This window comes from Microbulbifer epialgicus (genome assembly GCF_041447265.1).
GTDB lineage: Bacteria > Pseudomonadota > Gammaproteobacteria > Pseudomonadales > Cellvibrionaceae > Microbulbifer > Microbulbifer epialgicus.
In genome coordinates this window covers 15,385-28,368 of sequence record NZ_JBGMEK010000004.1, presented here as the reverse complement: position 1 = coordinate 28,368, position 12,984 = coordinate 15,385, and the positions used below count along the sequence as shown (strand labels likewise).

Here is a 12,984-nt window from a genome sequence, read left to right as displayed (position 1 = left end):
AATTAAAATTGTGAAATTAATACTAGCTAAATAGATTAAGACTAGGGCAACTTGCATGAAGGCGTAACTCAACATGAGAATATATATAGAATTTTATAAGTTTTTTTGATAAAACATACAGTTAATCAAGTGAGAGAGGCTAAATTATACAGATATAAGATTTTTAAAATGTAAACTTCAATCTGCTGGTTGATTTTTAAATTTTCCAGCAGTTTTAATCAATGGATTATTGCTCAGTAATGAATTAAGGGGTGAACTACTGTTGACCATAGAAGTTTGATAAAAGTTTTAAGAAATATAATAACGCATAAAATCTCCTAAGCATTATAAAGAAATCTTATATTTAGATTAGTATATATAGCCTATCAATCTTTGACTATTTCAGTTTTAATTTTCTGTTGAATTGTTTTAGGTGTTAGTGATTTATTAAAGATAGAAATTTGGAATTAACGATTATGACGATATCAAAAACCAGATTTAAACAAAGTATTTTCGTTTCACCTAGGGGGAATGACCAGGGTAATGACGGATCGAGAGAATATCCGGTGAGGACCGTCTCAAGGGCGATGGTGATTGCAGCAGAACGTGATTTTCAAGATGTCGTTATTGAAAAAGGAAGATATTACGAAGAAAATTTAAAAATAATTCCAGGCATTAATATATGGGGAAGTTTTGATGATTTTGATGATTCTAAAGGTCACTTTAACTATAACATTGTCCCTGGTTGGTCAAAGAAAATTAAAAGTCGAAACTTGGGCGATTATCGTAGATATACCCTTATTATAACTGATGATCTTCAATTGGATCAGGTTGATAAAGAAACGTCGTTAAATAATATCATCTTTCAGGGGATGAATTATGATAGTGCCCTTTCTCTGGATCAGCTTGGGGATGGTGTATATGGTGTTGGATATACACTTTCTGAAGACTCTAAGCTTGATAAGCTAAGCTTCCACAATATCATGCTGATAGCCAATTGCATTCATGTATCGCTAAACGGCGATAATACTTGTTCGGGTGAGTGTTGGGAGTCGGCTGTTCAATCTATTGGGAAAGCAATAGAAATTGGCCAGTCTAAAGGAATTTTCGATATCCTTATAGAGGCAGGTATTTACAAGGAGTCGATGGAGTTTATTCAGGGTATAAACCTTTGGGGTAGCTATTGTAAAGTGCAGAAAACAAGAGAACGACGATCGGTCGAACTTACGTATGAAACTATCGCGAATGCAAATAGAAATTTAGACAAATATACGACGCACACCGTTATTCAGTGTTCCTCATACCAGCCAACCAATACAGAGCAATTGACGGTACTTAGTAATATTGTCATTGTTTCGGATAAAGTTGATAGGAGAATAAAGGTAGCGGATTATGATCACGGCATATATGGCGTTTTAATCAGCCCCAAGAAGCCCGAAAGCCTCAATAGATTGCGATTGCAAAATGTCAGTTGGATAACGCGCTGTATTCATGTTTCTGCAAAATATGGAAACGACAATGCTGCCGGTTGCCAAAAGGATCCGGTAGCAACGATTAAATGTGGAATGGAGTTGGCGAATAAATATGGCATCAAGAATATATTGTTAACTCGTGGAGAATATTCCGAAGATATAGATTTTACTGCAGGTGGTGTCAATCTGTGGGGGAGTTATGATGAGCAGTACTCATCCTTTTCTACACTTAGCGCTTCTCAGATTGCTTCTGCTAGTCGTAAGGTTCCTCAGGTGCTACTAAGAGGAAAAAAAGAAAGGGAGAAAAAAAATAATTATGTTAACAAGTATACGGTAATTAAAAACTATAAAGATAAAGTTGATAGAGTAAGGCAAACTTTTACACTGGCTAATATTATTATGGATGGTTGCCGGTTTGATCAATCGAAGGCTGAAAAATATGATCAAGGAGTTTATGGCGTTATTGAAAAATCCCCTCAATACTATAGGTTTGGTGCAGTTAGGCTTAAAAATGTAAGACTATTACCGCATGCGATTTATGTCCTATGCGATAAATTGAAGAATACTCTCGAAAAGAAATCTGATGGTGAAATAGGTACAATAAGCAACCCAGTTCGCACAATTTCAGAAGCGATTCTGTTGGCTGAAAAAAAGCACTATAAGGAAGTGCTGGTGTCCTATGGTAATTATAAAGAGACAGTCGCTGTTAAGCCAGGAGTTAATATATGGGGTAGTTTTTCTAGGGATTTCGATCGAGTCTATGGAATAGGTTATGAATTAATTAAGAGCCATAAATATGATCCCAGATATTATTCAGATGCGAATCATACCGTAATACAGGGTGAGCCTGAGGGGGACGCCGTGATTATTCCACAGGCAAAAACATCAACTGTATTAAGTAATATAGTATTTTTAGGTGTAAATATATCTTCTCTAGAGAAATCAAAGATTGAGCAAGCTAAGGAAGAAGACTTAAAAATTTCAGAGAAAAAAGATAGAGTCTATGATTTCGGTCAGGGCTGCTATGGTGTAAGTGTTGATGCGGATTCTGCTAATAGTAGCATAAAGTTATTTAATAGCAGAAAATATTGGGGCTTTAAAAATGTAAAATTTATTGTGCCTCCTATTTATGTTGATGGAAACTCTGAATCGGATGGAAATGGCACGCGTGGCAAACCGTATAAAAAGATTGGTCATGCAATTAAATACTATAATAAAACGAATAATGCTGCCTCTACCATCCTGGTGGCGACTGGTCTCTATGAAGAGCACGTACATATTCCTCCCGGTGTGCATATTACTGGTGGTTTTAGTAATAATTTTTCAGAATACAAATCTCTTCCTCTTGAATCGAGCAAACCCGATAAGCCCACTCTATTTTCCGAACATATAGACCCCGCTGACTATGATAAAGAATATACGGTAGTCATCAACCAGCATGAGCAATGGAATCCTACTATTACGGCCCATAATATTAATGAGTATACGAGTATTACCAATATGGTAGTGATCGGTCAGTCTACGACTAAAAAAAATCGAACAAGCTACGGTATTTGTATGTCTAATTCTGCGGATAAGAATAGCGAGCCCTACCTGCATCTGCAGGATATCAAGGTTCTGGCTCGGCCGGGAGTGACGCCTGATCAGGCACCTGACGGTGCAAATGGCACCAGACATGTTACGTGTGGGGGGGAGGGAGGAAAAGTGAACTCTTCTGATATCACAAATGATAACTGGGGCAAGTGGGAAGAAATCGTTAAAAAGTCATATATCCCCGCAAAAGGGGGGGATAATGGTAACAATGGCCATGGCGGCGGTGCAGGAGGAAGCGGCGCTCGTACTTTGGAACATAAAACTGAGAAATACCTTGCAGGATTAACTGGAAAGCCTGGTACAACTGGAGGTAACGGAAGTAGTGGCAAAGCCAGGTGCAGAAGCTTATTAGGCAGTATAGATACGTCGTCTACAAAGATCAGATGGAAAGGGGAGCCTGGCGAAAATGGGAAAGACGGTACGCCGGGCGGTGGTGGTGGTGGCGGTGGTGCCGGAGCATCATACTGTTGGAACGAGTGGTCACGACTTCTTTTAGAGTTCGGTGGCGAAGGAGGGAAAGGTGGAATGGGAGGCGGGGAAGGCTTTGGTGGCGCAGGAGGCAATTATGGAGGAGCGTCTATAGGAATCGCCCTCAAGAATATAGTAATTGCGGCAGACAATGTAGCAATTATTAAAAGCTCTGGAGGTCAGGGGGGCGCAGCCGGGAGCGGCGGTAAAGGAATGGAAGGCGAGAATGGAAAAGAAGGACAGAAGGGTACCATTTATTGGCATCCACGTTACAAAGACTGGGATTTAGAGTTATACACAGGGAAGGGCGGCAAAGGAGGTAAAGGAGGCGAGGGTGGCAATGGGGGCCCGGGTGCTGGGGGTACAGGAGGTGCCTCGATCGGAGTAGCTCTTATCGACAACGCCAGAATTGAGAAACAGGGTATTTTTCATGTGGCTGGGGGGGTACCGGGAAAAGGGGGGCACGGAGGAAAAGAAGGGAAGTATATCCGCGGTGACCATGGCTGCAATGCTGAAAGCGTCAATGAATACAAATTTTTCACGACGGATAAGAAATAGTTTTTAATGGATACCGAATTCTATTTAAGAAGCTATCCATCCATATATATTTTCTAAATACTGATAAGTTACAGGGTAATGCGGCATAAGGATAGTTTCACCATCGGCATATACATCGATCCGAAGTTTTGAATTATGCGTAGATTTTCGTATTGGGACCAGTATATCACTGCAAGATTAATTATTAAAAAGTAAGTCTAAAATTTTCAAAAATGTAATCAATTTATTGAATTGGAGCTAGCTAATGGAATCTGTAGCATTTGCCGGGGCAGCGTCAAATAGTATGCGCGATGAAGCAATACGTTTCTGGAGTGATTTGCAAAATAATCATGTTGTTTCGATGTTCTTTTCGGCGCATGTATTTCATCTTTCTAAACAATATCGTGATTCTAATTATCCAGAAGAGTTTAGGGATGATCTTGACCGTATGCTCCGTGAGGATTTAGGTTATACGACTACCTATGACGAGATATTGGCAGTGCGAGATGATGCTATAGAAAACGAACCAGGCTATTGGCGAGGATGCTACTGGCTGTTTGATGAGCATGGTAATTATAATATATTGTGGCTTGTACAAGGGGCTAACAACAAAGTAAAAGTGTATTATAGATCTGCGGATGATCTAGGAGAAAATATTGATTTAAAAAATGGAGCGGAAGAGATTGTTGAATTTTCATTTGAAAGTCGTACCCTAAGATTTAGAAGTAAGGACGCCCATGTAGAACTGCACTTTTCCACTCCTTTTTTAGATAAAATTGATGAGATGGATGTTGGGGATATTCTGTCTCTATCAGAATCTGGAGTGTCAATAGCTGTGAGATGTAGCGGGAGAATTACAGTTAATGATACAGATATCCTGATTGTTGATGGAAAAAAAGACGTCTATAGCCCGGACGGAGCAAAATGTGAAACCTACGATGATAAAATCGAGTTCTGGAATGCTTTGTATCAACTTGTTGATACTGCAGAAGGGCAGCCGGATTACATTGGTCAGGAATTGTTGATCAATGGCTGTACAAGTGAATTGACGGGAAATCCAGAGGTTGAGCTTTATATAAATGGATGTCGGTGCGATGGGAATATATATTTTCGAAATAATGTACTTTCCTGGGAGTCTTCGCAAAATTCTGGCCATTTTTCTCTGGCTAGAAATTTCAAGGGATATAAACATATTAAAGGGGCCATAACTTCAGGAGATGAAGATTATTTTTATACGGGATATGTAAAGAAACTGCCTAAAAAAATGGGAAAAAAGTATGCTTCTTCTGAAAAGAATCTTATTAGAACAATTGCTTACGCAGCTGATACAGGTCAGCTTGATATAAAGACCACACAGGAAGTTCTAGATAAGCACTCTGCTTACATAAACAATATGTATAGTTTTCAGTTTGAGGCTGCAGGAGGAAATGAGCCCTATATTTGGTCGACGGAGGATGAACTTCCAGGACAGCTCAAATTACATTCTACAGGTAGGTTATCGGGAAATATACCAGCAGATTGTCCTGCGGGAGTACATACATTCAAGGTGAAAGTGAGGGGGAGCGGTGTCAGCGAAAACATCGGTTTCGAAAAAACGTTTAAATTCTCGATCGAGAAATTGAATGACTTGACAATTGAAGAAATTGAACCAATTCAGGTGGTTACGAATACGGAACACACCTATCGCTTTTCAGCCAATGGTGGTGATGAGTCTAGTTATCAATGGAGTATACAAGGTGATACCTATTATGGCCTGGATATTGACTGCGAAACAGGTGACTTGACAGTTAATATTAGCGCGCCCGGTGACTATGACGTTACGATTAAAGTTGAAGATGCATTTGGTCAACAAGCTACCCAGACATGCCGGATTACTATTCAGCATAAATCTCTTGAAGTGAACCAGTCATCTACACCAGCGTATCTTTTTCCCTTAATTGGCGCCGCTCTTCTGGGTATGGTGGGTTTTACAATATTTGGTAAATATAAGATAATCAAGAAAAAATTTCTTGAAAATGTGGAGGAAGTTGAAGGCGGTATGGATAAACTGCTGAACACCTTGGCAAAGAATAGTACCTTCGAAAGTCGGCGTAGATTGGAGAGAAATTTTGATAAATTAGTTGAGTTGAATAATAACTATAGGGAACTTAAAAGTTGGACCAAAGACGTTAATAATAGAAAGTATGAATACTATAAGGGTAAGGCGGATTATATTGATGTCATTAGGAAGAAATTGGAAGAGCGCGTGAACCGATTAGATGAGTCTGCGGACGCAGATTTAATAGATACGCTAAGGGAGATGTCAGAGAGATTAGAAGGTGAATTTGATTATTCCGATCTGGAAAGAGAAAGTATAGATCAGGACAAGTCGACTTCACTCGAATTTGAGGGGCTTTGACGAATGGTAGTTCAGAAATAGTAAAATGTTGTTGTTTTGATATGGGATAATATGGTTAGACCGGCGAGCTGACCTGGTAACTTTTTAGTCTCCCTAGTTAATAACTTGACTCATCACGCTTTGGTGATCTAAATAGTAAATTTTTTTGAGTTTTTCTAGATATGCACAATACAACACTCGCTTTGGCCCTATCAGGCGGCGGCATTCGGGCAATGGTATTTCATGCTGGCGTTCTTCTGTATCTCGCTGAGCACTCTTATCTGGAAAAGGTGAGTCATATTTCCAGCGTATCTGGCGGAAGCTTGCTGGTGGGTATGGTTTATAAGTTCAACAATTATCATTGGCCGGATTCCGAGTCTTACAAAAACCATATATTTGAAAGTGTAAAAGCTGAGCTTTGTAGCCGGAATTTACAGATGGCCGCTTTATTCGAGGTATTGAAGCCTTCCAACTGGCCCAATCTTCTATCGAGAGCTAATGTATTGGCTGAAGCGATCAGTAAGATTTGGGGGGTAGATGCTTTTATGGGTGACTTAGGTGGCTACCCTCTTTGGTCTATTAATGCAACGACTGCGGAAACCGGTAGGCGGTTTCGCTTCAAATACGATACCTGTGGAGACTATTCAATAGGCTACAGTAATGCAGCAAGCTTTAGGCTGTCGCAAGCAATGGCTGTTTCTGCGGCATTTCCCGGAGGGATTGGCCCTTTACAATTGGAGACACGTCGGCTGACGTGGAGAAAAAGGCGAAGATGGGAAGATCTGGAAGATATGGGCGAGGAAGTTCGCCTCCCTTATCGTAAGCTGCACCTTTATGATGGTGGTGTCTATGATAATTTGGGGATGGAGCCATTATTTAATCCTGGAAACGCCCAGCCTAAATTTGAAGGGGTATCCGTATTGGTTTCAGATGCCGGCAGCCCATTGCCTCGTGGCTTTTCAATGTTTGCTTTAAATCCCTTTAGGCTCAAACGCATTTTGGATATTTGTATGGATCAGGCTCGATCGCTGAGAGTACGGAGCTTTATGGAGTATTTAAATACGCATAATCGAGGGGGCGGTTATCTGATGATCGGGCAACATCCCGGTGAGCTTTTAGATAATGATCAGCAATTGCCTTTTGATGGCCAAACCGTGGAGGACGTCCGCACTGTGACGGCTTATAAGACAGACCTAGCGAAAATCGGTAGTTCGGATTTTGATAGGATTGCCCGGCATGGCTACGAAGTCGCGCGTGCAGTGGATACTTTACGAGGTGGGCTAATCTAGATATTTTTTTGTTTAAAAACCTATTTGTTTGTAATCTTATATTTATATTATTTTGAAAGCTATTAATCTTAAATAATAGTGGTTGGTTATGTTTAGGGTGCATCTTTTAGAATTAGATTTTGAGATTTTTAGATTTATTATTTACTACTGGGTCAGAAGGAAAGAATACACTGCACTCGAGATGCGCTGTGAATACATCCATGGAAGCTCGTAATCGGCATCCATGCCTTATACGGTCCCGAGCGCAGTGTATTCTTTCCTTCCCCCTTTTTAGTACGTTAGGATGAAATCGCTGGTTGGATTCTTCAACAAAACTTTTTCTGTTGCGACCAAGCATGAAACTCCTCATGCAATCGGGTAGCTAAGGATTGCCAATTAGAAACTGTGAATGCTTAAGAGCTTTAACATTTTTTCGTTTGCGTGTTTAAGGAGAAGTTTCAAAAATAGAATTCTTATGGCCTTCGGTCAATCAAGCTGATTCTTCTGATTACTTGTGATGGAAGCGTAATATAGTATGCTTGCGCGTTGATGCGGGTGACTTGAAGTTTACCCATTGACATTAAATAAGGTAGTGAGACGAAATGAGGTATCAACCTTCAAAGAGCCCGGTATTACAGCTTTGGAAGAAATTTGGTAGTTCAGCGCTTGGGCGTTGGGCGGTTTCAAAGGGCGTAGCTTTCAAAGCGCCGTATTTCAGGTCTATTAGGCCGCGCTTTGTTGAGGTATCCCCCGGGCGTGTGGAGGTCGTACTAAAGAAGCGTTGGGGTGTGACTAACCATATAGGTATTGTGCATGCTATTGCCATGTGCAATGCCGCTGAGCTTGCAGGAGGCGTTTGCCTCGATGTCTCCCTGGATCGCCGTTTTCGCTGGATACCAGTGGGTATGGAGGTTAAGTACCTGAAGATGGCCAAAACTGACTTGAGAGCCGCGTGTGAATACCCAGACTTCGAGTCAATTAGGGCGGGGGATGTGGTAATGCCTGTGGGCGTTTTCGATCGCAATGGGGAAGAAGTTTTCCATGCAGATATCACCATGCGTGTATCCCAAAGGCCCAGTGCTGAGTAATTGCTATTTTACGAGGCTAGGGAACATACTCCTAAGCCTATCTCGAGGGCTGGCGTACCAGGCTCACTCGCGGATCTTTTGTATGGGGGTTGTGCACTTGTGTTGACTTGGCATGAATAGGTGTGGATTGATTGAGGAAGCCGTAAAATACCCGGCTTGTTAAACAGTATCAGCCAATTTACCTGGAGGAGTTATGGGATTGGAATGGAAGTTGGAGCAGTCGTCAGGTCCAGCTGATTTAACCAGTGATGACAGCGCCGAATGCCAGCTGCACTGCGCGCGGAGCAGTGCTATTTCGGAAAGTGATGTATATCGGGACTTAGCCGAAACCTTGGGTATGGCGGTATCCAAGCTCAACGAGAGTATTAATGATTCCTCTCTCTACCTCCTGATTCGCTGGGAAGCCGTTTCTGCTACTTTGATGATCTCAGTAACTGACGATAGCAGGATGCACGATTCTGATATTGTTGTGCAATGCCATTTCCAGGCGTTGGAGCAGAAGCTTCAGGAAGTTCAAGATCATTCTGCTAAAGAGAAGCAGGAGGCGCAGGAGATATTTGCCGAAAACCTGAGGTTTTGGTGCAAGGAGTACCTGTCTACTGATCAGGGATTCAGCCAGTTTTCCCTTGTAGCACTTTTTGCTGATAAGTCTAGGGAAAGCGCTGTTATCCTTTGATACAAAAAAGGGGGAAGGAAAGAATACACTGCGCTCGGGACCGTATAAGGCATGGATGCTGGTTACGAGCTTACAAGGATGTATTCACCGTGCGTCTCGAGTGCAGTGTATTCTTTCCTTATGGCACGATGGGCTGGAGCAGGAAGGACTCTTGCCCGGATCACCGAGGTTAGCGCTGTTGAGCGATCTGGTAAAAGGCGATAACGATATTGTCATCAGAAAAATAATCAATGATGCTTATTATTGTAAAACAGCCCCGAAGCACTCTTTGGGGAAGCTTGGAGCCTACCGCCTGATTATCGCCGGCTGGGCAACAGATTTTTGTGTAGGCAGCACTGTCGGGTCTGCACTAAGCCATAAGTTCAGCGCCTGATTACCAGGCTTTAAGGTATCGCCAACACCTTATGGCACAACAGGTAATAGCCCATCATAGCTGGGTGTGGAGTTAGCTGATTACCGATGATACACCTACTCGAGTGGTGCCATTGGCCCAGAAAGTGGTGAGTTAACTTCTGGAAAACTCTGCTTATAAGCAGACTGAAGCCAGTAGTAACTCCAGCTTTGGCTTCTAACCCTATGCCCGCTTACTGCTCTGCCCGGTAATCACTGCAGCTCCAATCATATGAGCCAATCGCAGTGCTTCCGGTACATTGCCGTTATCGGTTGCCTGTTCCAGTACTTGGGCGGCAATATTGGGATTACAGCCTTGTACTTGGAAGTAAAAATTCCTGAGAGAGTGTATTTCTCCGGCTTTTAGCAGGGTTTCTTTACGCAGTTTATAGTCTGGAAAGTTTTGCAGGGCGCGGTCTATAGCGGCCATATTCGGCGGCTTGCGCATCACGGCAATGCAGGGGCGTTCGAGCATTTTTGCGAGTTTGGGCAAGTCGATAATATTAAAGCCGCCGACGGCAACGCCATCGCTAAGGATGGCGTTTATCTGGCTGTAAAACTTGCTGCTTATCAGGAGTTCTGCAATGACCTGAGTGGCTTCCATACCATCTTTTTTAACTTCTCCCCAAAGCATGCCCTCGAAGCGTGTATTGGAGCAGACGATGCCACTAATCTTTACCGGTGCGCCCCGCTCTTTTTGGAAGGGAGCGTCGTCAAAACCGATCAGGCGGATCTGCTTGTTCAGCCGCAGTAGCTCTTCGAGAGATTTCATTGCTTGTAGTTTATCTATCGAAAAAGATAGGGAAAGAGCCGCAGTTTCTCTTTATGGCTGAGTGATTCAACCCGACGAATATTGTTCTCCGGAATACTCTCAGGGTTTGGGTACAGCTCAATCATTTTTTCCAGGTTTTCCTCACGTATCAGGTGCAGGATCGGGTAGGGGGCCCGGTTAGTAAGGTTTTCAGCATCTTCCGGGGTTGTGTCGGCGAACTGGTAGTCTGGGTGGAAGCTGGCGAGCTGGTAAGTTCCTGAATAATTGTTGCGTTCCAGTAACCATTCGGCCTGGTCGAGAAACTGGTTGTAGTCGGCAAAGTCCCGCAAGTGATTAGGGATGATCAATAGGGTGGTGAGCAGCTCATCCTCGGGGGTGCTGTCGAGCCGCTGTAGCTCAATTAAAAGGTCTGCCAGTAGGGCTTCGTCAGTTTTACTTGTACTGGCTACATAGCGTATTTGGCCGGCGCGCATGGGTTTGCGCGCGAAAGGGCAAAGGTTTAGGCCCACCACTACATCGGTGAGCCACTGCTCCACTGCCTGGATTACATCTTGATCCATGGTGCGATCACCACATCAGGTCATCGGGGATCTGGAAGTCCGCATATGGATCGTCTTCATCTACCGGTGCAGATGTTTCTGCGGGCTTCACTACAATCTCTGCATTGCGTTCGGCGATCTTGTCGGCGATTACCCTGGGCACCAGGTCAAAGCGTTCACCCTGGACGACAATCACCAGGCGACCGGCGATCAGGTGATCGCGCAGCTCTTCACTGACATAAATGGATTTGATTTTCTTATCGAATGTAAAATTATAGGCGGTTTCACCGGAATAGGGTTGGCGGTTGGTTTCCACCAGTTGCTTGATCTGAGCGGCAATGGCTTTCTGCTGTGCTGCGGCATCGCGCTCAGCATTTAGAGCGCGATCGCGAGCAGCTTTTTCAGCGCGGGTTTGTTGGGCGGCCAGTTTGGTTTCATCTATCTGTGGCTGTGCAGATTTTTTGGCAACTTTTTGTTGCTTGCGTTTTTCCTTGCTGACTTGTTTAGCTTTTTTTTTGTCGACAAGTCCCGCTTGCAGGAGTTGGTCTTGTAGTGAGGCCATGGTGTGCTTCCTACCGAAATGTATTGGAATTCAAGTCGCCACTCCCCAGTGGTTGGCGACCAGTTAGTCAAAAAGGGTGCCGACCCGCTATCGAGCCCAGCTTATTGGCATTTTACCCGAAGATTGCCTTTGTGCTGCCAGTGAAATTTATTTATAGGGTCCAGGGCTTACCCGATGTCGCGGTGGCGATAATCTCATCTGGCTCTTTACCTTCACTCAACATGTGCGCGCCTCCAGGAATGACCAGTGCTGAGCCAGTGGCAATAGCTACGCGCTTGCCACTGGGCGTATCGACATTACAGGAGGCAACTCTTAGCTGCCGACCGCGATGAAGCACCTGGGCTTCCAGAATTAAGTCTCCGCTGTTGAGCTTGGCCGGGCGAGCAAAGCGGATATGCATATCGAGTGTGGCGAAGATGCTTCCTGCCGGTAGGGTCGAGTAAACGGCGCCCCCCATGGTGAAATCTGCGGCCCACGCAATCAATCCGCCGTAGATGGACAGGGTCCCGTTGGAAAACCAAGGGGAGCTGGGCATGGTAGATATGCAGCGGCCGTTTTCCACTTCCACTGCTCGGTAGCCCGTCAGGAGCCATATAGGGTGCATTCGACCCTCACTGATTGTGACTCTCTGTAGTTCAATGGGTACCAGATCGGGCAGCTCTTTCATGTCGCAGAAGAAGGTCTTGGGTGGTGTCCTTAGGTAGGGGTCTGGGGGATCAGTTGGACCCAGATCCGGTAACGGTAGCTCCTGGTCTGGACTGACCGGAAAGTCGGCAATCAGGCAGCGTGTGCTACCGTAGGCCAGGGTTCTGCCGTCCTGGTCATTGATTTGAATACTGGAAAGCCCTACTTGGCTGCCGGAATGTACCGTTGTTGCTTGTCCAACAATGTTTTGGGTGCTGGATGTAATCGGCCGGATAAAGCACATATTTAACTCTGAAGTGCTAAGTACTTTACCGGCGGGTAGCGTGGTCCATATGGCTGACGCGAGTGGCGCGTCGGCGAACATCGAATAGATGCCTCCCCAGTAAATCCCCGTACCATCGGCCAACCAGGGAGTTATGGGCATTGAGTAGGTGGCTTTGCCCAGTCCGGCCTCTGTTGGCAGCATACCTGTAAGCCGCCAGAATGGCGGTCCCGGTAGGCTTCCACGTATATATCGCTTGAAAGTCTGTAGTCCGGGTTGCTGTAGCGCCCGCAGGTCACAGATAGCTCCGCGATGAACTTCGTCGGTGATATTGGTCATCCCCCGCCTCCGGTCAC

At 44.2% G+C, this 12,984-nt stretch carries 10 protein-coding genes; 6 read left to right on the top strand and 4 right to left on the bottom strand.

The annotated features are described in order from the left end of the window. Positions 1–455 precede the first annotated feature (455 nt). The 6 genes from ACCI49_RS03195 (at position 456) to ACCI49_RS03170 (ending at position 9,831) form a co-directional block, all read left to right on the top strand. Positions 456–4,070: a hypothetical protein gene (locus ACCI49_RS03195; RefSeq protein WP_371837532.1), complete on the top strand. Its 3,615-nt coding sequence runs from the start codon at positions 456–458 to the stop codon at positions 4,068–4,070. Between the two features lie 244 nt (positions 4,071–4,314). After that, positions 4,315–6,447 carry a COG1470 family protein gene (locus ACCI49_RS03190; protein ID WP_371837531.1) on the top strand — a complete coding sequence of 711 codons (2,133 nt, stop codon included), beginning with the start codon at positions 4,315–4,317 and terminating at the stop codon, positions 6,445–6,447. Between the two features lie 161 nt (positions 6,448–6,608). After that, a complete protein-coding gene (locus ACCI49_RS03185; protein ID WP_371837530.1) occupies positions 6,609–7,715 on the top strand; it encodes a patatin-like phospholipase family protein in 1,107 nt (368 codons plus the stop codon). Between the two features lie 581 nt (positions 7,716–8,296). Then, complete coding sequence (locus tag ACCI49_RS03180) at positions 8,297–8,782, top strand: hotdog fold domain-containing protein (RefSeq protein ID WP_371837529.1); 486 nt, start codon at positions 8,297–8,299, stop codon at positions 8,780–8,782. 193 nt (positions 8,783–8,975) lie between these two features. Then, positions 8,976–9,458: a hypothetical protein gene (locus ACCI49_RS03175; RefSeq protein ID WP_371837528.1), complete on the top strand. Its 483-nt coding sequence runs from the start codon at positions 8,976–8,978 to the stop codon at positions 9,456–9,458. Positions 9,459–9,513: 55 nt separating this feature from the next. Next, on the top strand, positions 9,514–9,831 hold the full coding sequence (locus ACCI49_RS03170) for an isochorismatase family protein (RefSeq protein ID WP_371837527.1): 318 nt from the start codon (positions 9,514–9,516) through the stop codon (positions 9,829–9,831). A 201-nt stretch (positions 9,832–10,032) separates the two neighbouring features. Here the strand turns inward: ACCI49_RS03170 and ACCI49_RS03165 are convergent, their stop codons facing one another. The 4 genes from ACCI49_RS03165 to ACCI49_RS03150 form a co-directional block, all read right to left on the bottom strand. After that, the gene (locus tag ACCI49_RS03165; protein WP_371837526.1) at positions 10,033–10,620 is read right to left on the bottom strand and encodes an endonuclease dU; all 588 of its coding nucleotides are present in this window, start codon (positions 10,618–10,620) and stop codon (positions 10,033–10,035) included. Between the two features lie 14 nt (positions 10,621–10,634). Continuing rightward, entirely contained in the window at positions 10,635–11,180 is a 546-nt protein-coding gene (locus ACCI49_RS03160) for a DUF1415 domain-containing protein (RefSeq protein ID WP_371837525.1), read from the bottom strand. A gap of 7 nt (positions 11,181–11,187) precedes the next feature. Continuing rightward, entirely contained in the window at positions 11,188–11,721 is a 534-nt protein-coding gene (locus ACCI49_RS03155; RefSeq protein WP_371837524.1) for a DUF2058 domain-containing protein, read from the bottom strand. Between the two features lie 151 nt (positions 11,722–11,872). Beyond that, complete coding sequence (locus ACCI49_RS03150) at positions 11,873–12,967, bottom strand: PaaI family thioesterase (RefSeq protein WP_371837523.1); 1,095 nt, start codon at positions 12,965–12,967, stop codon at positions 11,873–11,875. Positions 12,968–12,984 lie beyond the last annotated feature (17 nt).

Coding starts and splice junctions, on each gene's coding strand:
- ACCI49_RS03195 (WP_371837532.1), top strand. CDS start 456: ATGACGATATCAAAAACCAGATTTAAACAAAGTATTTTCGTTTCACCT.
- ACCI49_RS03190 (WP_371837531.1), top strand. CDS start 4,315: ATGGAATCTGTAGCATTTGCCGGGGCAGCGTCAAATAGTATGCGCGAT.
- ACCI49_RS03185 (WP_371837530.1), top strand. CDS start 6,609: ATGCACAATACAACACTCGCTTTGGCCCTATCAGGCGGCGGCATTCGG.
- ACCI49_RS03180 (WP_371837529.1), top strand. CDS start 8,297: ATGAGGTATCAACCTTCAAAGAGCCCGGTATTACAGCTTTGGAAGAAA.
- ACCI49_RS03175 (WP_371837528.1), top strand. CDS start 8,976: ATGGGATTGGAATGGAAGTTGGAGCAGTCGTCAGGTCCAGCTGATTTA.
- ACCI49_RS03170 (WP_371837527.1), top strand. CDS start 9,514: ATGCTGGTTACGAGCTTACAAGGATGTATTCACCGTGCGTCTCGAGTG.
- ACCI49_RS03165 (WP_371837526.1), bottom strand. CDS start 10,620: ATGAAATCTCTCGAAGAGCTACTGCGGCTGAACAAGCAGATCCGCCTG.
- ACCI49_RS03160 (WP_371837525.1), bottom strand. CDS start 11,180: ATGGATCAAGATGTAATCCAGGCAGTGGAGCAGTGGCTCACCGATGTA.
- ACCI49_RS03155 (WP_371837524.1), bottom strand. CDS start 11,721: ATGGCCTCACTACAAGACCAACTCCTGCAAGCGGGACTTGTCGACAAA.
- ACCI49_RS03150 (WP_371837523.1), bottom strand. CDS start 12,967: ATGACCAATATCACCGACGAAGTTCATCGCGGAGCTATCTGTGACCTG.